Consider the following 22,712-nt stretch of genomic DNA (forward strand, 5'->3'; position numbering starts at 1 on the left):
GTCAGCCGGGATCGCAGCCGGGGTCAGAGTTCCACCGGCTTGACCACCTTGCCCCGGACGGCGAGACCGATTTCGCCCTCGCAAAGCCGCAGCGCATCGCCGCCGAACACGTCGCGCCGCCAGCCGCGCAGGGCCGATACGTCGCGCGCACCGCCGGCGATGGCATCCAGATCCGCAGCGCTGGCGATCAGTTTCGACGCGACATCGTAGGTATCGCTTCTGGCCTTCAAGAGAACGCGCAGAAGATCGGCGAGCGCCGGGTTCACCTGCTGCCGGTCAAGTGTGCGGTCGGGCATGGGCAGATCCGCCTCGGGGCAGTCCAGCCCGGCCCTGACGGCCGTCAGAATGCCCTCGGCGATCTCGCCCTTGCGCGCCTCGCGCAGCAGAAGGCGCGACCGGCCCAGATCCTGTACGCTTTGCGGCTTGGTCGCGGCAAGCTCGACCAGCGCGTCATCCTTGTAGATCCGGCTGCGCGGTATGTCGCGGCTTTGCGCGTGTTCCTCACGAAACCGCGCCAGCTCGCGCACGATGGCCAGAAACCGGGGCGCGGTATTGCGGGTCTTGACCCGGCGCCACGCCTCTTGCGGGTCGGCGCGATAGGTTTCGGGATCGGTGAGGACGCTCAGCTCTTCGTCGACCCATCCCGCGCGGCCGGTGTTTTGCAGTTTCCGGGCGAGATGCTCGTAGATCCCGCGCAGATGCGTCACGTCGGCCAGGGCATAGCTTTTCTGCGCATCGCTGAGCGGTCGACGCGACCAGTCGGTGAAGCGCGAACTTTTATCGACCGACGTCTTGGCGATCTTCTTGACCAGCGTCTCGTACCCGGCCTGTTCGCCGAAGCCGCAGACCATCGCCGCAACCTGCGTGTCGAAAAGCGGGGCGGGAATGACGCCGGCATCGACGTGGAAAATCTCCAGATCCTGCCGTGCTGCGTGAAACACCTTGACCACCGAAGTGTCGCGAAAAAGCTCGTAGAGCGGCGCCAGTGACAGGCCCTCGCCCGCAAGCGGATCGACCAGAACGGCGCTGTCCTCGTCCGTGTCCGGCACCGCAAGTTGCACGAGGCACAGCTTGGAATAATAGGTCCGCTCTCGCAGGAATTCCGTGTCCACTGTCACGTAGGGGTACTGCCGCGCCTTGGTACAGAACGCGGCAAGGTCATCTGTCGTGGTAATCGTTTTCATGAGGGCGATTTCGTCTTTCTGTCGTGTCCTGCAGGTCCGGCACAGCCCGCAAGACGGATATATCCGAGATCCTCGGAGATGCCAACGAGGGCCGAGGCTCAGCCCATATCGACCCGGCGCCGGTCACCGCCGGCAAAACGCCGCAGCACTTCGGGATATAGAACATGTTCCTGCGCCAGCACCCGCTTAGCCAGGGTTTCGGGGGTGTCGTCGGAATGTACCGGAACCCGCGCCTGTCCAAGGATCGGCCCGTCGTCAAGCTCCGCCGTCACTTCATGCACGGTACAGCCGGCCTCACGCTCGCCAGCGGCAAGCGCGCGGGCATGGGTATTCAGCCCGCGATATTTCGGCAATAGCGACGGATGGATGTTGAGCATGCGCCCCTGCCATTGCGACACGAAACCCGCCGTCAGCACCCGCATGAAACCGGCCAGACAGATCAGGTCGATCTCGTGCCGGACCATTCGTGCCGCTATTTCGGCCTCGAACGCGGCCCGGTCGGACCCGAACGGGCGATGATCGACGATGGCCGTTGCAAGGCCCCTGCCCCGCGCCCACTCGATGCCACCGGCATCGGCGGTGTTCGACAGGACCAGCGCGGGCCGCGCCGGGTGGTCGCCGGTCATGTCCTCGACCAGTGCGCGCATGTTCGACCCGCCACCGGAAATCAGGATCGCGACCCGTCTGGTCAAAGAAGCCCGCCTGTGTAGCGCACCGTGCCATCGCCGGGGACGACATGCCCGAGCCGGTGCACCTGCTCGCCCGCGTCGTGCAGGCTGTCCGCGACGCGCCGCGCCGCGTCGGGGGCCACCGCCACGACCATTCCGATGCCCGCATTGAAGGTCTTGAGAAGCTCGTCCTCGGCCATGCCGCCGGTCTCGGCCAGCCAGCGAAAGACGCCCGGCAACGGCCACGCGCCAAGATCGATCTCGGCCCCGAGCCCCTCGGGCAGGATACGCGGCACGTTCTCGGTCAGACCGCCCCCGGTGATATGGGCAAGCCCATGCACACCGCCGGTCGCCAACGCCGCCAGCACGGGGCGCACGTAAAGCCGCGTCGGGGTCAGCAGCGCCGCCCCGAGGGCTCCCTCGCTCCATGGACAGGCGGCATCCCAGCCAAGCCCGGACCGCTCGACGATCCGCCGGACGAGCGAATACCCGTTGGAATGCACCCCGTCCGAGGCCAGACCCAACAGGACATCGCCCTCGGCCACGCCGTCCGGCAACGCACAGCCCCGCTCCATCGCGCCGACGGCAAAGCCCGCAAGATCAAAGTCCCCCGCCGGATACATGCCCGGCATCTCGGCCGTCTCGCCGCCGATCAGCGCGCAGCCGGACCCTTCGCAGCCGCGCGCGATCCCGTCGACAATCCGCGCCGCCTGATCTAGGTCGAGCTTTCCGGTCGCAAAATAATCTAGGAAAAACAGGGGCTCCGCCCCCTGGCACACAAGATCGTTGACGCACATCGCCACAAGATCGACCCCCACGCCATCGACATGGCCCGTGTCGATGGCGATGCGCAGCTTGGTGCCCACGCCATCGGTCGCGGCAACAAGGACCGGATCGCTGAAGCCCGCCGCCTTGAGATCGAACAGTCCGCCGAACCCGCCAAGACCCGCCATGACGCCCGCGCGCCGCGTGCGTGCCGCCGCCGGCTTGATCCGCTCGACAAGCGCATTGCCCGCATCGATATCGACCCCGGCCTCGGCATAGGTCATCGCGTCGCGCTTTTCGGTCATGGCAGCCCCCGATCCCACATGCGCCCCGCGTTAGACCATCCCGGCAAGCCGCGCAATGTCAAAGCCTTGACCTCACCCAAGGCTGCACGTATCGGTACTTCTGGTCGGGCCTGTAGCTCAATTGGTCAGAGCAGAGCGCTCATAACGCTTTGGTTGGGGGTTCGAGTCCCTCCGGGCCTACCAACGATTTCAACTCCTTAACGGATTTCTACCAACTGGGCAAAAGGTTCATTGAACCTCTTTTCCTCTGAACACCGGTTGTGAGTCTTTTCGCGGAACCATCCAGCATTTGGCCGGGACCTTGGGCTCTCAGCTCCAGGCAACGCGCCCGATCGATGTTTCAGAGCCCAGTAGAGCGTCCGATCGTCTCTTCGGAAATTGGAACCTTGAACAAGGTGGCGCATCTGCCACAACCGGAAAAATCGCGAAAAGACCCTGGTCGATCCATCGCACAAGACATGAATATGTGAGCGAACCATCCCTCGTGCTGTCTTGCTTTTCATGAGGTTGAGGTGGCGTTGTTGCAGAACTATCCCGTGAAGGATTCACTTTGGGAAGCCCAATGCGCACGACTTCTTTGGCGCCTGCTTTCCGTCAGGCGTGTTGCGTCTTCAGGATGCGGTGAGCAGGATGGTGGCGCTCAGCCGGTTCCGCGCAGCGCAGGCGCAGCCAGTCATTCAGCGCATCCAGATCGTCAAAGGCAAGCTTTGGGCAGCATAACTCGCCACGCAGAAACTGGACCTGCTTCTCGACCTGACCCTTCTCCCATCCTGCGGCGGGGGTGCAAGGCCGTTCATTGTGGCGCCATTGGTTCAAGCCCAATGGACGGCGGTTCGATGACATAGTGGTTCATCAAGGCCAGAAAGCGTGGATGAAAGATCCGATCCTTTGATCGTGAGACTTAGGTGACCATGGTTTTGGGGTTGTCGATGATCCTGGGGCTCCACCCGTTCATGTCCAAACCGTCTCCCAGACGGTTTGCCAACTGCGGTGGATCGATTATCACCCGGCGCGGGACGCCGCCGAAGCTGCAAATCGTGTTTGAAAAGCTCCCGGAGACGCGCCTCGAATGCCGCGCCCAGTTTGTGACCAACACGCGGTTGCCGCTCCCGATACTGCGGTTACTTCGGGTCCTTCAAATATTTCTTGATCGTCATGCGCGAGATGCCTGTCTCGTGCGCCACAGCACGGATGCTGCGGCCATCGCCCAAGATCCAACCACGGATCTTTAGTGCCGTTTCTATTAGTAACACCTGCTCTTCCTCCGTGCATGAACGCAAGGATGCTAACGTGGCAGGTGGGTCAGTTTTAGATGATCATAACCCACCCAGTGGAGTGCGCCCCTCGGGATGGACAGGATCAGGCGGCGGTTTTGACAGGTTTGCGGGCGTTGCGGTCCTCGAACTGGGTGGGGCTTAGATACCCCAGGGCTGAATGCAGGCGACGGGTGTTGTAGGCCTTGATGAAGCGCGGCACGCCGTCGGCGACATCCTCGAATGTTTCGTATTCCATCAGATAGGCATCTTCCACCTTCAGCGTCTTCATGGAGCTCTCGGCCTGCGGGTTGTCGTAGGGATTGCCACGCCGGCTCATGGAGCCGACGAAGCCATGTTCCTCGAGCAGGTCGCGATGCATTTCTGACGCGTATTGCGAGCCGCGGTCCGTGTGAAACACGCAACCGGGCAAGGGCCTGCGCAGCGCGATCGCCTGGCGAAGCGCCTTCACGGCGAGGCGCGCATCGATGCCTCGACCGATTGCGTATCCCACCACGCGGCGGGACCAGGCATCAAGAATGAGCGCGGCATAGGCGAAGCCACCGGTGATCGTGAGGTAGGTCAGGTCGGCCACCCAGAGCTGGTCCGGGCCGTGAACCTCGAACCCTTTTGCAACGAACGGAAAAATGGGGCTGTCGTGATCACTGTCGGTCGTGCGGACAAAACGCCGTCGTCGCCGCGGATTCAGATCGTGCTCCTTCATTAGCCGCCTCACCTTCTTTGCATTCACGACGAAACCGCGGTGGCGGAGCTCCGCATCGACGCGGCGATAGCCGTAGCCTTCGAACTCGTCGGTGATGATGCGGATTTCAGCAACGATCGCCCCGTCGTCAGGCTTGCCGGTGGACCTGTCGCGGTTTGGTGCCGCTCCTTTGATAGCATAATATGCAGCAAAGGAGCGGCACCAAACCGCGACAGGTCCATTCTCGATCCAGATCCGGATCAGGTTTCTTGAAAGGTCGTGGCGGCGGCCCAATGCATGCAGGGTTTCGCCGGCATGATACTCGGCGACGACCTGGCGCTTGAACTCGGTGCTATGGCTGCGATGGCGTCTTAGCATGTGCTTTCTTCCTCTGAAAGCCCGCTCCCGGTCAATTCAACTCACTTAATCTGTCCATCCCGAGGGGCGCACTCCACAGGTGGATCACTTTTCCATGCCGATTCACACTCTTGCCCTTCAGCGCGTTCGCGAGCGCCAGCATCCGCCGCGCCGTCCGGTTCTTCTGCTCACGCGCCGCCAGTGCCCGCGGTCGCGCCAAGCTCGGCTTGATCTCCAGCGCATGTTCTATCTCTGTCTCATGATCCGTTTTCCAGCCGGGAATCAGGGATCAGGGAGGTTGGAAAGGGCCGCAGGGTCAGACGTTTCGCGCGCTGGTATCATCCCTGTTCCTGTGCATTCCCGTTTTGTCAGGCGGCAAGTGGGCCATTGCCGCTGGCCTGTGACAGGGCCGGGTGGCGCAGGACGGTGGCCGTGCTTGTCTCGAGATGTGCCGTGAGGATGTGCCTTGCCTTCGGGTCGAGATGCCAGGCGCCGTCGCCCAACAGGACCAGTTGCGGCCTGCCCAGCAGGATCCGGGCCAGCGAGAGCGCGCTGCGGTCGTGCGCCGAAAGCGTGCGTCCACCCTCTGTGAGAGGACCGTCAAGGCCCCCGATCTTGTCCAGCAGCGTGCTCAGCCCGGCGTCGCGCGCCGTTTCTTCGAGCCTCGCATCCAATGGCCGCCGGCTCAGGCCGAGCGCCAGGTTCCGGCGCAGTGATCCCATGAGCACCACGGGTGTGCTGCTCAGCTGATGCACCCCGCGGCGCAGGCTGCCGCGCGACAGTTTGGTCAGGCAGATGCCCGACAGGGTGACATGGCCGGGCGGTATCTTTTCGAGCCCGCAAAGTGCCGAAAACAGCGCGTCGGCATCGGATGGCGCACAGGTCAGGTCGCATTGCCCACCCCCCGAGATCTTTAGTGACAGCACGTGTCCCTCCGGCATCGGCAGATCGCGCACCTCGACATCAAGCGGCCCGCGGGGCAGGCGCGCGTTGCCCCGACCGGTGCTGCGCTGGTCGCGCGTCAGGGCCGCGATGCACTTCCTGCGCGCCGCGAGATAGGCCGCGCGGAAATTCCAGACGCTTGCCAGGTCACGCAAGGGCGTCACCACGAGGCCGATGGCGGCCAGAGCGCCGGCAATGGTGCCCGTGCCGGCCCCGGTCTGTGCGCCGGTGACGATCACCGCGCAGGCGGCCAGCCCGGCCACCGCATCCGGCAGCGACTTGAGCGATTCCGCCCAGGCGAGGCGGCGCATCGCGGCGCGGATCATGCGCTGCGTGCGCTTGCGCAGGCTGCGTAGCTCGGTCGGCCGGCGCCCCATCCGGTCAAGCTCTGGGGCGAGGGGCATGCGTTCGGCCATCTCGGCGGCGATGCGCGCGCGGCGGGCCCGCAGGCGGCGGTGCAGCGGCTCCAGCCGGGGTCCGGCAAGGGCCATCGCCCCAAGCGTGACGCCGAAAAGCGGCGCGATGACGAGGGCAAAGCGCGGCTCCAGCATCCAGAGGACGGCACAGGCGGCGGGCACCATCACCGCCGCCGCGATCAGCCGGGGCAACCCCTTGCCCAGCCAGTTGCGAAAGGCGGTCATGTCGCCCACGAAGCGCAGGCTCATATAGCCGCTGCGCCGCCTGGCCACGGCGCTTGCCGGCATCCCCGATGCATGGTCCAGCAGCGCCAGGCGGATGGCAAGGGCATAGTCCTGCCCCAGCCGTTCGCCCATCAGCCGCGCCAGAACCCGCGCGCCCGCTATCGCCAGCCCGGAGGCGGCCAGCGCCGCGATCAGGCCTGGCGGGAGGCTCGATTTGGCGTGCATCGCCTCGAAAAGGCCACGGGTGGCGAAGGCCGCGATGCCTGCCGCGATGCCTTGCACCAGCGTCACGAGGCTGACGACAGCCAGCCCGCGCCGGCGGCCACCATCGAGAAGTCCTGGCATCGACATCACGCGGCCTCTTTACGACCAAGGCCTGCACGCAGGGCGAACCCCGTGGCCTCGGCCGGATCGGCGAGATCGTCCTTGGTCAATACGGGCAATCCGGTCGCTTCTCCGGCCTCGGTACTGGCCATCGGCGAGCAGCTGACCATGCCGGTCAGCGCATCGGGGTGCAGTCCCTGACGGATCAGCATCGCCGCGCCGCCCGCCGCCGCGACGGCATCGCCGCAGGCAAAGACCAGCCCCGAGATCAGCGCCTTGAACCACGGATCGGCGATGATCGCGGCAGTCTCGCGCTGCAAGAGGCCGTCGGCCACCTCCATCACCACGATGTCGCAGCCTTGCGCGCCGGCCTCGGCGATCAGCGTTTCGGTGGCGGCCTTGATCCGGCCGAGAGGTTCGCGGTAGGTCGTGACCATTCCGGCATCGGTGAAATCGCCCACGTAATGCGCGCCGCTGTCGCTATATTCATTGGTATCGCCGAATGCGCCAGTGCCGGTCGCCTTGATCGCGCCGACGCGGAACCCCGCGCGCCGCAGGCCGAGGACAAGCTGCGCGGTGGCCAGCGTCTTGCCGGAATTCATCGCCGTGCCCAGTACCGCGATCACCGGCGTCTGCGGCGCGCCCCGATGCGGCGATATCGCGAAATCGGCAAGGCTCACCGCACGTCCCGCCGCATCCAGCAACCGGGCCGACGGCATCAGCCGCGTGGCCGGCTTGATCCGGCTGTTGCGCGCCACCATCCGCCCGATGCAGCCGCCCCCGGCCAGCAGGTCGGCGCCTTGCGCGTCGATCTCGGCCAGCCCCTCGAACTGGTCGGGGGCGTAGCGCGCACCGCAGGCCATCACCACCGCGTCGCCGGGATAGATCAGCGATGGCCGCCCCGAGGGCAGTTGCACGCGGCGGTGCTGTCCGATCTTTTCCACATGGGCGAGGATCAGATCTCCAGGTTTCGCGGCGATGAAATCGGTATCGGCGCGGGCCACGCGGGCACGATCCACCCGCCTCGTGGCAAAGGTCCACTTGGCCTGCGCAAGGGTGTCGGAAAGGGTCATCTCGAATCTCCGGGGTTAAGTGTCGTGTGGCGTTCAGATCGCCTGACGACGCGCGTCCAGCACACGCGCCGCCAGATCGTTTTGGGTGATCGCGCGCGCCACGTCGTGATCGCAATCGGCCAGTTCGACAAAGCGTGCCCGCGCGGGTAGCGCGTGCCGGTCGGCCGCGACGGTCAGCGCCGCGACATAGGCGCGGGCACGTGCATGCCGGTTGCGGCCCTGCCCGGCATCGAGGGCCGAGGTCGTGCGCAGCGCCGGGTCGCGGGCGACATCCCGGCTGCCAACATAGACCGATATCGGCAGGCGCAGAAATTCGCGCAGCCCCTCGGTGTTGCGCCGCGCCCAGTTGGCGCCGGCGCGGTCAGTGCCGGGCGCCAGCCCGTAAGGATAAGGCATCTTCTGGTCTGGCAGGCAGTACCAGCCAGCCGCCACCAGGTGCAGCGCGGTGACCCGGTGCGGGTAGAGCATGGCAAAGCGATGCGCCAGTTGCGCGCCGCCGGAATGGCCGAACAGGTCCACCGGGCCGGCCCGGTCGGGCAGCGTTGAGGCGACGGCGTCGAGCAGCGCCAGCAGGGCCTGATCCGGCCGCGCGGCCTTGCACGGGCGCTGAAACACGGGCCAGATGTCTTCGGGGAAATGCGGCACGATGATTGTGCGGCCGGTACGCTCGGCCTCGGGTGTGAACAACCGCGCCAGGTCCCGGGCATTGCGCGAGATGCCGTGCAGGACGACCATGGGTGGTGCGGGCACGGGGTTTGCCGGCCGGATGACCCGGGCCGTCAGGCGACCGGCGGCGCTGCAGGCCGTGATCTTCTCGGGGATATCCACGTCGAGATGCATCGTGATGTCTTTCATCGTCCCATTCTCCGGTCATGCGTTCGATACTGGGACAACGTGGCGCGCCGAGGGTTATTCCCCGGCGCGACGTGATTTTTCCTGCAGACTATGAAAAGTGGCCGGGTTACTCGGCGGATACCGGCAGAAGCGGCAACGACCCGGGGCACCTGCCCCCGAGATCCAGCAGCCCGTACCCGTAGATGTCATCGCGCCCCTCAGGGCCGAGATCCGTGGCCGTCCCGACAAGCCGCCCGCGCACGGCCGCCGGCGACAGCATCGGGTCGTGCTGCAGCCAGAGCGCGGCCGCGCCGGTCACGAAGGGCGCGGCAAACGATGTGCCGGTCCTCCAGCGCGCGCCCTCGATCGAGGCCGCGGTCCAGACCTCGACCCCCTGCGCGGCCAGATCGACATGCGGCCCGCGCCCGGCGCGGCGATAGGCGGTGCCGCCGCGGTCCACCGCCGTGACCGCGATCACGCCGTCATACGCCGCCGGATAGGCCGGATCGGCGCGCGGGCCGGCATTGCCGGTGGCGGCTACGACGACAATTCCGCGCTGATCCGCAAGCTGGTCGAGCGTGGCCTCCAGCACGGTGTTGGGCGGGCCGGCAAGGCTGAGATTGATCACCTGCACGCCGTCCTGCGCCAAACGATCCAGCGCGCGCACCAGCGTGAAGGCATCGGCGCGCTCGTCGCCCGCATCGCGGTAGAAGGCATCGACCGCGCTCAGGCGCGCGCCCGGTAGCAGCCCCGGCACGCGGGTATTCGGGTTCCCGACCAGCAGGGCGGCGACGGCGGTGCCGTGAATGGCGTCCGACGGCGAATAGTCCTCGGGCGCGATGCGCGTCACCTCGATATCGGCGGCCACCAGCGCCTCGTGATCGGGGTTGAGCCCGGTATCGACGATCCCGATGCGCAGCGGGGCGCCGCATCCCGCCGGTCCGGTCCCCTCGGGCCAGTTGATCAGCGCGCGCGCCGGGCAGTGCAGCCCGTCGCATGTCGCCTCGGGGGCGTCGGTCAACGCCGCCGCGGTGGCCATGCCGTCCTGTCCGGTGCGGTAGTAGTGGTTGAAATCCGCGGCCTCACCCGACGGCAGCGCGCGTACCGTAGCGCGCGCTGCCTCCAGCGTCACGCCGTCGGGCAGGCCGAAGCGGCGAATGGTGGTGGCGAGGCTCGCCAGATCAACGCTTTCCAGCACGGCATAGCCTTGCGCCACAAGGGTCGCGGTATCCTCTGGCGTGAGGTCGCGCGCGACGATCTCATCGGGCGCGCGCTCGGGGCGGGGCGCGGGCTGCGGCGCGGCGCGTTGCCGGGACCGGGCCGGCGGCTGGTCGACCGATTGCCCCCTGAAGAGCTGCTGGAACGCGCGGATCACATCGCGCGGGCTGTCGACCTCACCGGTCCCGACGCTGCCGCCGCCACCGCCACCGGACGCGCCACGGCCGCCAGACGGGCTACTACTTCCGCCATCGTCGCCGTCGCCATCACCGCCATCCCCCTCGCCATCATCAGCCCACGCGACTCCGACCATCTGCAACGACGGCATCATTGGTGCCATGCCCGCCCCCCACAGGCAGATTACTGCAAAGCCCACCATCCAGACGCGTCGCATATCGGAAATCCCCTTTTGCCTTCGTCACCGATCATGCCATGTAGACGATAACGTAAAAACCGGGTGGTAATTCCGTCAGAACACGACGAGGCCCAGAAAAGCAGGTGATGCAGGATCATTTCGTCGAGGAGGTCGTCGATCTTCTGCCCAATCTCAAGCGCTTCGCCCTGTCACTGTGCCGCAACGGGGACTTGGCCGAAGAGCTTGTGCAGATCACCGCCGAGCGGGCGTTTCGCGCCCGCGCGCAATTCGACCCGGCGACGCGGCTCGAGGCGTGGCTGTTCCGGATCCTGCGCAATGCCTGGATCGACATGCTGCGGCGCGATGCCACGCGCGGCGAGGTTATCGACATTCACGAGGCACCGCAGGCCGACCCCGTGGACAGCGCCGCGCAAACCGACGATCGGCTGATGCTCGCCTCGGTGCGGGCCGCCATGAAGGACCTGCCCGAGGATCAGCGCGCGGTGCTGCATCTGGTCTGTGTCGAGGGCCTGAGCTATGCCGAGACGGCCACGGCACTGGAGATCCCCAAGGGCACGGTGATGAGCCGTCTGAGCCGCGCGCGCTTCGCCCTGGCGAAAAAGGTCGGAATAGACGGCGCCGCCAGCCGTTGACGTCAGGCAACACCAAGGATGGTGACCATGGAAATCGACGATGAGACATTGATGGCGCTTGCCGACGGCGAGATCACCGGTGACGCGGCCGCGCGCCTGCACGCCCGGATTGCCGATGATCCCGATCTGGCGGCCCGCTACGCCCTGTTTACGCAGACCGGTAAGTTGGTACACGCGGCGGCGCGCGAGGGTCCCGATACTGTCGTCTCGGCAGACCTCGGGACCCGCATCCGAGAGATGGGCGCAGCCGTGTCACGCGAAGCCGACACTGTGGTGCCGATCCAGCGCGGGCCCCGATGGCAGCCGATGGCACTGGCCGCGTCGCTGGCCCTCGTGGCCGGGCTGTCGGCCGGGGCCTTCTTCATGTCCGGTGCATCACGCACGGACCCACTTGTGTTGAACGCCGAGTTGCAGTCGCAGCTCGGCTCGCTGCCCGCAGGTGCGCAGGCGGAGCTGCCGGATGGGCGCGATCTGCGCATCGTCGCCTCGTTTACCGACAAGGCGGGCGCGTTCTGCCGCGAATACGAGACCACAGCAGGCGGCGCGACAGGCTACGTCAACGTCGCCTGTCGCGACGGCTCGGACTGGTCGCTGCGTTTCGCAATGGCGACGGCCGCGACCGCGACCGGCTATGCGCCGGCCGCCTCACTCGAAACGCTCGACGCGTTTTACTCCGCGATCGACGCGTCGCAGCCGCTCTCGCCAGAGGCAGAGCGGGATTTTCTGAAGTGAACTGCATGACGACGTGCAAAGGTATGCAAACGATCCCATAGCCCGACGCCATCGCCGCATGAGTTGAAACCGCACCCTGAACGGCCGCGGAATGTCCGACAGGTGATGGCAATAATTCAAGAACAAATGGAGGACGCGCATGGCTTGTCCCGGAAGGAACGGCGCCGAGGCGTAAGACGCGAAAGGCGCAACGCTTGATCGGTCCCCGCCCTCAGTTGTCGTTGCTTTGAATTCATAGTGCTGCGCTGACGCCAGTCACAACTACCATTGGCCGTGGTTGCATGGGGAATTCTGCCGCAACTCTATTTGCCCAAGCGATGGCCACCCTCGAAGATGGCCCGTAAGCATCCGGTGGACTCCGTTGTCAGGCGGCCTTCGGGTCGGGCAAGACCTTCACCGCGATGACCCAAGTCTACCGCCTGCTCAAACACCCCGGCGCGCGCCGCATCCTGTTTCTTGTCGACACAAAGAACCTCGGCGAGCAGGCCAAACAGGAATTCATGGCCGTCATCCCGAACGACGACAACCGCAAGTTGATCGAGCTCTACGACGCCCAGCCGGTCCATCATGGCCTCGATCCAGCTCATCCCGTCACCTCGACAGCCGAGTCGGAGGACAGGCGCAGCCCGGCAAGGCAGATCGCCGGCGAGAGACCGTCACCCTCGCAGGTGCCGATGCCGTTGACCAGAACCTCGCCGATATCGTCGCAGGACGACCCGGCCAGATCGAATTGCCGCACGCGCGGGCGGCCTTCGGGCAAGGCGCCGAAATCGAACAGCGTCATCGTGGCGACACGGCCTTTCGTGTCGAACAGCACCGCCTCGGTGACCAGTTTCTCGATCGCCGCGCCAAGATCATTGCGGATCACGAAGGTCACCCGGCAGCCGCCGCCCTCGGTCGCGACCACCGTGTTGAGGGTCAGGTCCAGGCGTGGGTGCGGCACATCGTCGGCCGGTTCCGCAAGACCGGGCGCAGCGAGCGCCCCAAGCGCAAGCACGGCGGCATGGACGCGGCAGGACAAACCCCGGCAGGGCGCAATCATGACAAGCTCCTTTCGCCTCCGGTCGGGAGAGGCCGAGAGAACCGCATGGCTGGCCCAAGGCTGGCACGGTCTGTGTGTGGATAGGCGGCGCAGTCGCCGCACCGCCCGCACCCCGACCCGTTAACGAGCAAATGAGTCAAGATTTGCTGTGGCAGTTACACCACCCGCCTGCGCAAAAGGAGATAGAGGAAGTATCCCCCGCCCAGCACCGAGGCCACGGTGCCCGCGGGAAGCTGCATAGGGTACATCGCCATGCGCCCCAGCCAGTCCGACCCGATCATCAGGATCGCGCCGATCCCGCCGGCCATCAGCGCCTGCGCCGCCACCCGGCGCGCGCCCAGCATCACCGCGGCATGCGGGGCGAGTAGTCCCACGAAGGCCACCGGCCCCAGCCATGCGGTAACAAGCGCGGCGAGCGCTGCTGCCAGCGTCAGGCAGACAGGCCGCGCCAGCCCCAGAGACAGACCGCGCGCCAGCGCCATGTCGTCGCCCGCCGCGATCAGCGTAAGCCAGCGGCGCAGCATCAGCACCAGCGCGAGCCCGGCGAGGGCGGTAAGGGCGAGCAACCCGGCCTCGACCGGGGTGACGCGGTAGGTCGAACCACCGAGCCAGCCGAGGATCGCGTAGCTGTCCTGGCTGCCGGCGGCGAGGGCCACCTTCACAAGCGCGTCGAGCAGCGCGGCAAGCGCGATACCTGTCAGGGCCAGCATCGTCGGGGCGTGACCGTGACGCCGCCCGAGAGCGAGCAGCAAGGCGAGCACGAGCACGCTGCCGAGGACCGCGGTGCCCGGCCCCACCTCGTGGATCGAGCCACCGCCGAGCATCGCCGTGCCGACCAGCGCGACGGTGGCGCCCGCCGTCATGCCAAGGATGTCGGGGCTGGCCAGCGGGTTGCGGATCAGCCGTTGCAAGATCACGCCGGAAAGCGCCATGGCGAGCCCCGCCGCGGCCGCCGCCAGCACGCGCGGCCAGCGCAGATCGAATGTGAGACCGGAGGGCCAGCCCGCCTGCCATCCCGCATCGCCGTGCCCGGTCGTCAGGGCGACGAGGGTGATGGCGATGATCGCAGCGGCAAGGCCGGGCCAGAGGGGGCGCGGGACGCGCGCCGGTCCCGGCGGCAGGCGGTAGGCGGCCTGATCCGCGGATCCCGGCCGACGCCGCATCAGCCAGATCAGCGCCGGTGCGCCGACGAGGGCTGCGACCGCCCCGGTCGGGACGAGATCGCGGGTCAGGTAATTCGCGAGCACCGCCACGAGGTCCGTGGCCAGCAACAGCCCGGCCCCGAGCCCGGTGCTGGCCAGCAGCTCCGCGCGCGGCAGCCGCGCGCCGGCAACGCGCGCGAGGTTCGGGGCGACCAGCCCGATGAAGCCGATCAGGCCCACCGCGGCGACGCTGAGCGCCGTGAGCCCGAGCCCGAGCCCCGCCGCGACGGCGAGGAAGGGGAGCAGCGACAGCCCCCGCGCCTTGGCCCCATCGGCGCCACTGCGCAGGAGCGCGAGGCCGCGTGTCAACAGGAGCGACAGCACCAGGAACGGGGCGAGGCGTGGGGCGAGCCACAACGCCTTGTCCCAGCCCGACTGGCCGAGATCGCCCGCGCCCCAGATGAACAGATGCCCGAAATAAGGGCTTTGCAGCAGCACGATGGTCGCGGCGATGGCGCCGAAGAGCAGGTTGACGGCCATGCCCGCCAGCACCGCGCCGATGCCGGTCAGCCCTCGCAGGCCCGAGATCGCGACAACGAGGCCGAAAGCGGTCGTGGCGCCGGCAAGGGCTACCCATTCGCCCTGCGTCGCCGCCAGCGACGGCACGAGCAACGTGGCGATCACGAGCGCGAGCCATGCGCCCGAGGCCGCCCCGAGGGTGAGCGGTGCTGCGAGCGGGTTTTGCGTGAGTTGCTGGAAAAGGCTGCCCGCGAGGCCGAGGCCCGCGCCGCAAAGGAGCGTCATCACGAGGCGCGGCAGCGCGGCATGGGTGAATTGCACATCGGCGAAGGCTTGCGGCGTGGCCCCCAGGACCAGCGCCAGCATGCGCGGCGCGCCAAGATCGCTGCCCGCCGCGAGATGTGCCGCGGCCAATGCCAGCACTGCAGCGCCGATCAGGGCTACACGGATCATGGCGCGAGGTTCGTCAGCGCGGCATGGATCGCCTGCGCGTGGCGGCCAAGCGACAGGATGCCGCCATAGCTCCAGAGCGGGGGGATCTCGGCAAAGCGGCCTTCTGCCACGGCGGGCAGAAACCGCCAGAGGGGGCTGTCGAAAACCGCCGCGCCCGGGCCATGGGGCCGGATGGCGAGTACCGCGCCGCTCTCGACCCCGGCCAGCACGTCGAGCGGACGTTGCGCCACGCCCCAGCGGCTGGCGGTCTGCGGCAGGGCATTGACGAGGCCGAGCCGCTGCAAGGCGGCCTCGGCAAGGGAATTGTCGCCATAGACCCAGATCGTCGCGGCATCGTTGAGGCGGACGATCGCCGCGCGGCGGATTGGGCTGCCTTGCAGATCCTCGGCCCGCCGGGCAATCTCGGCCCGCATCGCCTCTAGCCGCGTCCGCGCCAATGCCTCGCGGTCGAAAAGCTGGGCGAGCGTCAGGTAGATGCGCCGCGCCGCCGCGATGTTGTCATGCGCGGCGTCGAACGCGTCGAAGACCAGCACGGGTGCGATTCGTTCCAGCCGCGCCACCTCCGCCGGGGCGGTGTCCGACACCAAGATCACATCCGGGTCGAGCGATGCGAGCCGTTCGAGATCGGGCGCGTCGCGGCGACCGATATCGGTGACCGTCCTGGGGATTGGCGGTGTTGCCACCCAGTCGGAGTAAAGCGCGATCTCGGGCACCGCGACGGGCACGACGTCAAGATCGAGCACCTGCTGGGCGAACGCCCAGTCGAGCACAGCCACGCGCGCGGGCCGATCCGCGAAGTTCTGCACCCCGCGGCGGTCCTCGACGGTCACGGGATCGGCCTGCGCCGGCCCGACCCAGAGCAGCAGGACAAGGACGAGCGCGCGGATCATCGAGCGACTCTCGCGTCGAGGGTGAGCAGGGCATCGGCAAACGCTTCGGCCAGGTGGCCGAGCGAGAAGACGCCGCCAAAGGTCCAGACTGTTCGGGTCTCGGCGAAGCGCCCGGCGCGGATGAAGGGCATGAATTGCCAGATAGGCCGGGCCGCGAGCGCGTATTTCTCGGCAAACGGGCCGATCTGGAGGATGATGGCCTGTTCGTGCCGGGCGAGATCCTCGACGCGTTTCTGCACGAATCCCCAATCGCTGGCCTTGCCCGGCGCGGCGTGGCGCAACCCCATCCCGTCGAGCGCCGCCAGCGCCATCGAATTGGCGCCGTGCAGGCGCAGGCTTTCGGGGTTCAGCAGGCGAATGGGCAGAATGGGCGGCACCTCGCCGCCGAAATGCTCGCGCACCCGCGCGCCCGCCGCAGCGATGCGGGCGTCGAGCGCTGCGAGCCGGTCCCGCGCCAGCGCCTCGCGGTTGGTAAGCCGTGCAAGCGCGAGATAGGCCGCGCGGCTGGCGCGGGCATTGTCCTGCGCGGCGTCAAAGCCGTCTATTACCCGCACCGGGGCGATGCGCCGCAGCAGCGGAACGATGTCGGCCTGCTGATCGGCGGCGAGGATGAGATCGGGATCGAGATCCGCCAGACGCTCGATGTTTGGTTCCTGACGCAGGCCGAGGTCGGGGATGCCGTCGGGTAGCGTGGGGCGCGCGACCCATTGCCGGTAACCGGCCACGTCCGCCACGCCGACGGGGCGGATATCGAGTTCGAGCACCAGTTCCGTCAACACCCAGCTGAGCGTCGCAATGCGGTCAGGGGGTGCATCACCGGCGCGCGCGGCGCAGGCTGGCAGCAGCAGCGAAAGCGCGAGACAGAAGAGCGCGTGTCGCATGGCGTCAGTCCTTTCAGGCGACCACGGCCTGCGGCGGGCCGGCGGGATGGGGCAGCAGCGTCATCTCGATGCCGTAGAGGTCGCGCAGCACCGCCGCGTCGAGAAGCCGGTCCGGCGGCCCGTCAAAGGCCACCTGCCCCGCCTTCAAGGCCACGATACGGTCGGCATGGCGCGCGGCGAGGTTGATGTCGTGCAGGATGACGATCACGTGCCGCCCCGCGTCGCGGGCCAGCCGGTGCAGAAGCGCCATCACCTCGTAGGCATGCGCGAGATCGAGCGCCGCCGTCGGCTCGTCAAGCAGCAGCACTGGGGCCTCCTGCGCCAGCAACATGGCGATCCAGGCCCGCTGCCGTTCGCCGCCCGAGGCGCTGTCGACCAGGTGATCGGCCAGGGCGTCGCAGCCGGTGTCGCGCATCGCCTGCGCGATCACTGCCTCATCGGCGGGCCCCATGCGCCCGAGCGCGCCGCGCCACGCGAAGCGGCCCAGCCCCACGAGGTCGCGGACGCTGAGCCCGGCGACGGGGGGCAGGCGCTGCGGCAGGAACGAGACGCGGCGGGCCAGGGCTTTTTGCCGGTAGCGGTCGAGCGGGCGGCCTTCCAGCGTGATGCGGCCCGTCTCAGGGCGCATCTGCCGGGCCAGAAGCGCCATCAGCGTGGACTTGCCAGACCCGTTATGCCCGAGGATCGCCGTCACCCCCTCGGCCCCAAGCGCGAGCCGGTCCAGGCGCAAGATCTCGCGCCCGTCGCGCGCGACGCGCAGATCCTCAAGCGCGAACATGGGCCTGCCATTCCTGCTGGCTGAGGGCGATCCGGGCGGCGCGCGCGCGCCGTGGGCAGGTCGTGCAGAGAAAGCCCGGCCGTGCACGGTATTCCAGACAGCACGAGCGCCGGCGGAGCCACACCCCCTCGCCGCCATCGCCAAGCTGCAGCGGCTCGAGGGCGCTCAGCCCGTCGAGATCGAGGGCGGCGAGCCAGTGCGTCGCGGCGCCGCGGGTGGCCGACACCGTGGAGAATCCCAGAAGCGCGCGGCGGTGGAGCACGCCGAGCACCCGGTCAGCCAACTGCCGCCGGGCCAGTTCGCGGCGCAGACGCACGCGCTGCGAGAGGGCATCGAAGATCGCGGTGGTGGCGCGGTCTAGGGGCCGGGCGGCCATGCTGTGCACGTCCCCTGCCCGTTCGCCCAAGTCTTCGAGAAGACAGCCGAATTCAGGCCCCATGAGATAGCCGGCGCGGTCGACTGGGGCGGCGCGTCCCTCGGCCTCGGCACAGAGCACCGCGACCAGCACCGGCTGCCAGATCAGCACGTTCCACGACCGCATCGCCGCATGGGCGGGTCCACCCTGCCGGTCGATGCCGGAAAGGACGGTGTCGATCGCGTCTGTGTCACCATCCAACGGGTGGAAGACCGGCGATCCGGGTACCGGGCCATGCAGCGCATAGCCCGGCATGAGGGCGTCAAGCTCTTGCACAAGGCGCGGACGCGTCGCGCAGAGCGATATGCCCGCGGCCCCCATCTCAGAAGCGCCGTGTATACCCGAGCGAGACCCGGCGCCCCGGCGCGCGGGCATAGGCGTAGGCGGAGTCGTAGGCCTGATTGATCACCGGCGTATACTCGTTGTTGAGGATGTTATCGATCCCCACCTCCACCGTGCCGCCGGCGACATCGTGGATCGCGCCATAAAGGTCGAAGACGAGATAGTCGTCGATGTCGCTGGTGCCGCCGAACCGCGTGCTGTCGACATCGCGGTTGCCCGAATAAAGCGCCTGAAGCCGTGCTCGCCACTTGTCGGTCGGCGCGTATTCGGCATAGGCGGTGAGCTTGGCCGGTGCGATGCGGGTGCTGGGCAGATCCTCGTCGAAATTGCCGTCGCCGTCGAGATCGACCTCGCCCTCGAGCCAGGTTAAGGTGCCGCCCACGGTGATCGCCTCGGTGGCGTAGACATCGAGCGTCGCCTCGACGCCGTAGGTCTGTTCGGGCTGTTTCACGATCTGCAGGTTCTGGTCAAATGTGGTACCGTTGTCGGAATCGTTGAAGAACACGGCGACGGTCCCGTCCCAGCGGGTCTGCCGCGTGCGCAGGCCGATCTCGTAATTGTCGGTCTTTTGCGCCTCGGAGGTGGCTTGCGTCGTGGTGGCGAAGGTGTTGTCGGTGATCGACCGGCCTATGTCGGCCACGGTGAAGCCCTGCGAGAAACCTGCATAGAGATCGGTCCGGTCGCTCAGGTACAGCGTGCCGCTGATGTTGAAGAGCGTCTCGTCGAATTCGAGCGTGCCGCCGGGCACGAATGTGCCGTCGGCGCGGGTGAAGTCGCTGACATCGACATCGATGATCTCGTGGCGGATGCCGCCGCTCAGCTTGCCGATATCACCCAGGGGCGCGTTGACCTGCACGAAGCCGGCATAGGCATCCTGGTCGAGGGTGGGCGAGGTGTTCGGTGCGTCGGTCGAGGTCTGCTCGGTCTCGTCCTGCAGGTAATCCAGGCTCCAGATCACGTCGAAACCCGCGCCTGCAAGCTCGACCGGCGATTCGATGGTCAGCCGGCCGCCCCGTTTCTCGGATTCGATGCGGGTTTGCGGGAAGCCGGGAAACTTGGTGAACACCACGTCGAGATCGGCCTGGTAGAGTTGCAGATCGACGCTGCTGCCAAGCACGTCGTCGTGGGTGTAGGTGACGGCAAGGTTGCGGTTCTCGGTGCCCGGATTGACCGGGTTGGCGTCGCCGCGCACCGCCGGGGTCTTGGTGTCGGTATCGGGAGCGCCGGCAAAGCTGAGCCCGGCGAAATCGCTGTCCTGTTCCATATTGTAGTAAAGCGTGTTGATCTCGATGCGCTGATCCTCGGTGAGCTGGTAGCCCAGCTTGAGCATCAGGTTCGTGGCGTCGCTGTCGGCGATGCCGCCCTGCGCGCCGGTCGGATCGGCCGGGATACGGTCGCCATCGGCATCAAAACGTCCGCCACGGCGCAGGAAAGAGCCGCTGAACACGTAGTCGAGCTTGCCGGTGCGGCCCGAAGTGTTGACGGACGTCTCCCAGTTAAGGGATTCGCCCAGATCCTTGGGGGAAAAGCTGAGCCCGGCGCCAAGCTCGAGGTTGAATTCCCCGTCCTCGGGCCGTTTGGTGATGATGTTGACGAGGCCGCCGGTCGCGCCGAAGCCGTACATCGCGGTGCCGCCGCGGATCACCTCGACCTGCTCGATGGCCTCCGCGCCGATCGAGTTGAGCGAGCGCCGTCCATCGCGCAGCGGGGTCGATTGCGGTACGCCGTCGATCAGCGTCAGAAAGGGACGGCCGCGCAGGGTTTGGCCGAAATCGGTATTGGCCTCGGTGCTCTGGCTGAAGCCTGGCACCTCGTTGGACAGGATGTCGGCGATGTTGTTGTCGACGCGGCGCTGGTTCTGCACGGCTTCGCGATCCACCACGCTGACCGAGCGCGTGGTCTCGTCGACCGGTGTCTCGGTCCGGGTGGCCGATTCGAGCACCAGAGTGCCCAGCTTCGTCATCTCGTCGTCGGTCGTCGTCTGGGCGCCAGCCGGGAACGCCGCGCATGCGGCCAGGCAGACGGCCAGGGGCCGGTTTCGTTGCATGTCTTGATCCCCCGATCAGTGTGATTTCGTGTTCTGCCGATCGCACGTGCCTGGCGAAAGCTGGGGGATCGCGACGGTCGGAGGCTCGTAGTAAAGGTGACAGATAGTGTCAACCACTCATGCTGGGCGGTGCTGTCTGCGCTGGTGGATTGGCGGCGATCCCGTGAAGAGCCGCGCATCGACGGGCCGCGGTGCGGCGATGCAACGTGAATTTGGCAGGGCTTCATGCCAGCCAAGTCGGGAAAAGATCCGAGCATTGCGCATATTGCAGTCAAATCGCCGTGCCGGGGCGGCCTCATGCCAAAGGCATGCTTCCGGCATGACGAGGCGCGTCTTGATCCCGCACAAGGGACAGTGGCCGGGGTTTCGAGCATGGATACGTGAGAGATCCGCCTGATCCGGACTGAATTATTTCTTGACCGAATTGATCGGAAAAGGCTATGTTGAACAAAGTTGACTCTTTGCATCGTGATTTCGTCCTGCGCCTGCGGATGGCGTGCCAGCCCGTGGCGGGACCGGATCATCTGGACCGGAAAGGAAAAGGCCAGTGACGACACCCGAGCCCGAGCAGACCCGCCGCCGCCCGGCCCCCGGGGCGAATGGCTGGCGCGAGGTCGCGCATGATTGCGCCGGTGCAGACGGGATCGCGCTGGAACACCTGATCGACCTGCAGCGCACGCTTGCGCGGCAGCCGGACGATGCGCGGTAAGCCGGATGGGCGATGCGAGGACACATCCGCACGGGGCCGCAACACCCCTGCCCGCCACCCATGACGCCCGCGAGCTCGTGCAGGCGGACGGCACGGCGCATATCCGTCTGGACGGGCAGATCTACATGCTGCGGATCACCCGCGCAGGAAAGCTGTTCCTCACGAAATCACGACACTGACCTGGACCACCGGAAGGCCCGCATGAGCAAGATACCCAGCCCCTGCATCGATGTATGCAAGTTCAAGCGCGACGGGCATTGCATCGGATGCTCGATGACGAAGCAGCAGAAATCGACCTTCAAGGCGCTGGACAAGAACGCGCATCGCGCAGCGTTCGTCGAGCTTGTCGTGGCGCAGCAGACCCTCATGGGGCGGTATACGCATTGGAAGGAGGCCTTCGAAAAGAAATGCAGAAAGAAGAAGGTCGCGTTGAAGGTGCTGGATGGGGATAAGGCCGCATGAGATCCGCCCTGTCCGAAAGATCGCTGCCTCCAGCGGTCGCGCCGGGGGATAGCAGCCCCCTCAACCCGTTTCTGGATCGCCTGCGCCGCGCATCGCGGGATGTCCGCTGCAAGGGGTATGTCGACTTGTTCGGGGCCTGCGCTGCGCTGTCGCGCAACGGGTCCATCTCCGCGACCGCCGCATCGGAGGTATTGATGCGCTGCCTGTCGCAGGCCTTGGGGCGCCGCCCGATCCTGCGGCGCGCGGGCGAGGCGGAGATGTCCTTTGACGAGACTTGGCTGCTGGCGCTGGCGCGCAGCCTGCGCGGCCGCGACGATGCGAGCGCCGCGTTTCTGCTGCGGTCCCGCGTACCGGCGCATGCCCGCAGACATCTGGTATTCCTTCTGCGAACCGTCATCGACAATTACGAACAGGATTAGAAAGATTCTAAAAACTGTTGCAAGAGGACTTAATCGGGCTCAATATTCCGGTGGTAGCCAGCCGACGAGCTAGCCAGAATGATTCACGCTTCAGGAGGCGGAAATGACCGAGACCGCACAATCACTTTCGACAGACGCGTACACACAGATCATCGAGGCGCTGGACCAGTGCAAGGCCGAAACGGTCGTGACCACGATGCTGGCGCAGAACTTTCACTGGAACGTCACCGGCATGGCCTTCGGCCCGCTGCACGACCTGTTCCAGACCATCTACGAGGATCACTTCACCGCGCAGGACGATCTGGCCGAACGGATCAAGGCGCTGGACGGGCATGCCGAGGGCGTGCTGGCCGCGATGATCAAACGCTCGAAGGTCCCCGAATGCGAGGATGCACCCGCCGCCGAGGAGATGGTCCGCAAGCTGAAAGAAGCCCAGGAGACGCTGGCGGAAACCATCGCCGGGGCTGGTGCATTGGCCGCGAAACACGGCGACACGCTGACCGAGGATCTGTGCATCGAACGCGGTCGGACGCACGAGAAATTCGCCTGGATGCTGCGCGCGCATCTGCGCTGATCAGGCCTGATGCCGTATCGGCCTGCGGTCGT

The 22,712-nt window shown here is 66.8% G+C and carries 24 protein-coding genes, 1 tRNA gene and 1 pseudogene; 9 read left to right on the plus strand and 17 right to left on the minus strand.

What is annotated here, in order from left to right:
- Positions 1–23: 23 nt before the first annotated feature.
- The 3 genes from rnd to purM all read right to left on the minus strand — a co-directional run bounded on the left by rnd (position 24) and on the right by purM (position 2,922).
- Positions 24–1,184 (minus strand): ribonuclease D, encoded by a 1,161-nt coding sequence (gene rnd, locus ACROSR_RS01510; RefSeq protein ID WP_432681985.1) that lies wholly within the window; start codon positions 1,182–1,184, stop codon positions 24–26.
- 98 nt (positions 1,185–1,282) lie between these two features.
- Positions 1,283–1,876, minus strand: a complete 594-nt coding sequence (gene purN / locus ACROSR_RS01515; protein WP_432681986.1) for a phosphoribosylglycinamide formyltransferase — start codon at positions 1,874–1,876, stop codon at positions 1,283–1,285.
- A complete protein-coding gene (purM, locus tag ACROSR_RS01520) occupies positions 1,873–2,922 on the minus strand; it encodes a phosphoribosylformylglycinamidine cyclo-ligase (protein WP_432681987.1) in 1,050 nt (349 codons plus the stop codon). The genes purN and purM overlap by 4 nt, the downstream gene beginning before the upstream one ends.
- Positions 2,923–3,028: 106 nt before the next feature.
- On the opposite strand from purM, the gene ACROSR_RS01525 reads away from it, so the two are divergent.
- Positions 3,029–3,105 (plus strand) — tRNA-Ile (locus ACROSR_RS01525).
- Positions 3,106–3,516: 411 nt separating this feature from the next.
- On the opposite strand, the gene ACROSR_RS01530 is transcribed toward ACROSR_RS01525, so the two are convergent.
- The 7 genes from ACROSR_RS01530 to ACROSR_RS01560 form a co-directional block, all read right to left on the minus strand.
- Positions 3,517–3,765 carry a hypothetical protein gene (locus ACROSR_RS01530; RefSeq protein WP_432682060.1) on the minus strand — a complete coding sequence of 83 codons (249 nt, stop codon included), beginning with the start codon at positions 3,763–3,765 and terminating at the stop codon, positions 3,517–3,519.
- A gap of 278 nt (positions 3,766–4,043) precedes the next feature.
- Positions 4,044–4,175: a helix-turn-helix domain-containing protein gene (locus ACROSR_RS01535; RefSeq protein WP_432681988.1), complete on the minus strand. Its 132-nt coding sequence runs from the start codon at positions 4,173–4,175 to the stop codon at positions 4,044–4,046.
- A 106-nt stretch (positions 4,176–4,281) separates the two neighbouring features.
- Positions 4,282–5,256, minus strand: coding sequence for an IS3 family transposase (locus ACROSR_RS01540; protein WP_432681989.1), 975 nt, complete (start codon positions 5,254–5,256; stop codon positions 4,282–4,284).
- Between the two features lie 347 nt (positions 5,257–5,603).
- A complete protein-coding gene (locus ACROSR_RS01545) occupies positions 5,604–7,169 on the minus strand; it encodes an ABC transporter transmembrane domain-containing protein (protein ID WP_432681990.1) in 1,566 nt (521 codons plus the stop codon).
- Positions 7,169–8,215: a hypothetical protein gene (locus ACROSR_RS01550; RefSeq protein WP_432681991.1), complete on the minus strand. Its 1,047-nt coding sequence runs from the start codon at positions 8,213–8,215 to the stop codon at positions 7,169–7,171. The genes ACROSR_RS01545 and ACROSR_RS01550 overlap by 1 nt, the downstream gene beginning before the upstream one ends.
- 33 nt (positions 8,216–8,248) lie before the next feature.
- Positions 8,249–9,070, minus strand: coding sequence for an alpha/beta fold hydrolase (locus tag ACROSR_RS01555; RefSeq protein WP_432681992.1), 822 nt, complete (start codon positions 9,068–9,070; stop codon positions 8,249–8,251).
- A gap of 106 nt (positions 9,071–9,176) precedes the next feature.
- Positions 9,177–10,661 (minus strand): S8 family serine peptidase, encoded by a 1,485-nt coding sequence (locus ACROSR_RS01560; protein WP_432681993.1) that lies wholly within the window; start codon positions 10,659–10,661, stop codon positions 9,177–9,179.
- Between the two features lie 107 nt (positions 10,662–10,768).
- On the opposite strand from ACROSR_RS01560, the gene ACROSR_RS01565 reads away from it, so the two are divergent.
- From ACROSR_RS01565 to ACROSR_RS01575, 3 genes and pseudogenes are all read left to right on the plus strand, one after another.
- A complete protein-coding gene (locus tag ACROSR_RS01565) occupies positions 10,769–11,275 on the plus strand; it encodes an RNA polymerase sigma factor (RefSeq protein ID WP_432681994.1) in 507 nt (168 codons plus the stop codon).
- A 27-nt stretch (positions 11,276–11,302) separates the two neighbouring features.
- Complete coding sequence (locus ACROSR_RS01570) at positions 11,303–12,007, plus strand: anti-sigma factor family protein (protein WP_432681995.1); 705 nt, start codon at positions 11,303–11,305, stop codon at positions 12,005–12,007.
- A gap of 401 nt (positions 12,008–12,408) precedes the next feature.
- Positions 12,409–12,477, plus strand: a pseudogene (locus ACROSR_RS01575) (hypothetical protein); the annotation flags it as partial.
- Between the two features lie 113 nt (positions 12,478–12,590).
- Here the strand turns inward: ACROSR_RS01575 and ACROSR_RS01580 are convergent.
- The 7 genes from ACROSR_RS01580 to ACROSR_RS01610 form a co-directional block, all read right to left on the minus strand.
- Positions 12,591–13,049, minus strand: coding sequence for a hypothetical protein (locus ACROSR_RS01580; protein ID WP_432681996.1), 459 nt, complete (start codon positions 13,047–13,049; stop codon positions 12,591–12,593).
- Between the two features lie 155 nt (positions 13,050–13,204).
- On the minus strand, positions 13,205–15,163 hold the full coding sequence (gene fhuB, locus ACROSR_RS01585; RefSeq protein ID WP_432681997.1) for a Fe(3+)-hydroxamate ABC transporter permease FhuB: 1,959 nt from the start codon (positions 15,161–15,163) through the stop codon (positions 13,205–13,207).
- The gene (locus tag ACROSR_RS01590) at positions 15,160–16,053 is read right to left on the minus strand and encodes an ABC transporter substrate-binding protein (protein WP_432681998.1); all 894 of its coding nucleotides are present in this window, start codon (positions 16,051–16,053) and stop codon (positions 15,160–15,162) included. Before ACROSR_RS01590 ends, fhuB begins: the two co-directional genes overlap by 4 nt.
- Positions 16,050–16,934: an ABC transporter substrate-binding protein gene (locus tag ACROSR_RS01595; RefSeq protein WP_432681999.1), complete on the minus strand. Its 885-nt coding sequence runs from the start codon at positions 16,932–16,934 to the stop codon at positions 16,050–16,052. The genes ACROSR_RS01590 and ACROSR_RS01595 overlap by 4 nt, the downstream gene beginning before the upstream one ends.
- A 13-nt stretch (positions 16,935–16,947) precedes the next feature.
- Entirely contained in the window at positions 16,948–17,712 is a 765-nt protein-coding gene (locus ACROSR_RS01600) for an ABC transporter ATP-binding protein (RefSeq protein ID WP_432682000.1), read from the minus strand.
- The gene (locus ACROSR_RS01605) at positions 17,699–18,382 is read right to left on the minus strand and encodes a hypothetical protein (RefSeq protein ID WP_432682001.1); all 684 of its coding nucleotides are present in this window, start codon (positions 18,380–18,382) and stop codon (positions 17,699–17,701) included. Before ACROSR_RS01605 ends, ACROSR_RS01600 begins: the two co-directional genes overlap by 14 nt.
- A gap of 67 nt (positions 18,383–18,449) precedes the next feature.
- Positions 18,450–20,516: a TonB-dependent receptor gene (locus ACROSR_RS01610; protein ID WP_432682002.1), complete on the minus strand. Its 2,067-nt coding sequence runs from the start codon at positions 20,514–20,516 to the stop codon at positions 18,450–18,452.
- 547 nt (positions 20,517–21,063) lie between these two features.
- Here ACROSR_RS01610 and ACROSR_RS01615 point away from each other — a divergent pair.
- The 5 genes from ACROSR_RS01615 (at position 21,064) to ACROSR_RS01635 (ending at position 22,680) form a co-directional block, all read left to right on the plus strand.
- Positions 21,064–21,225 carry a hypothetical protein gene (locus ACROSR_RS01615; protein WP_432682003.1) on the plus strand — a complete coding sequence of 54 codons (162 nt, stop codon included), beginning with the start codon at positions 21,064–21,066 and terminating at the stop codon, positions 21,223–21,225.
- A gap of 5 nt (positions 21,226–21,230) precedes the next feature.
- Positions 21,231–21,404, plus strand: coding sequence for a hemin uptake protein HemP (gene hemP, locus ACROSR_RS01620; protein WP_432682004.1), 174 nt, complete (start codon positions 21,231–21,233; stop codon positions 21,402–21,404).
- A gap of 22 nt (positions 21,405–21,426) precedes the next feature.
- The gene (locus tag ACROSR_RS01625; RefSeq protein WP_432682005.1) at positions 21,427–21,687 is read left to right on the plus strand and encodes a DUF1289 domain-containing protein; all 261 of its coding nucleotides are present in this window, start codon (positions 21,427–21,429) and stop codon (positions 21,685–21,687) included.
- Positions 21,684–22,106, plus strand: a complete 423-nt coding sequence (locus tag ACROSR_RS01630; protein ID WP_432682006.1) for a hypothetical protein — start codon at positions 21,684–21,686, stop codon at positions 22,104–22,106. Before ACROSR_RS01625 ends, ACROSR_RS01630 begins: the two co-directional genes overlap by 4 nt.
- A 103-nt stretch (positions 22,107–22,209) precedes the next feature.
- Entirely contained in the window at positions 22,210–22,680 is a 471-nt protein-coding gene (locus ACROSR_RS01635; RefSeq protein WP_432682007.1) for a Dps family protein, read from the plus strand.
- Positions 22,681–22,712 lie beyond the last annotated feature (32 nt).

This window comes from Roseovarius tibetensis, assembly GCF_050896375.1.
In the GTDB taxonomy this organism is placed as follows: Bacteria; Pseudomonadota; Alphaproteobacteria; order Rhodobacterales; family Rhodobacteraceae; genus Roseovarius; species Roseovarius tibetensis.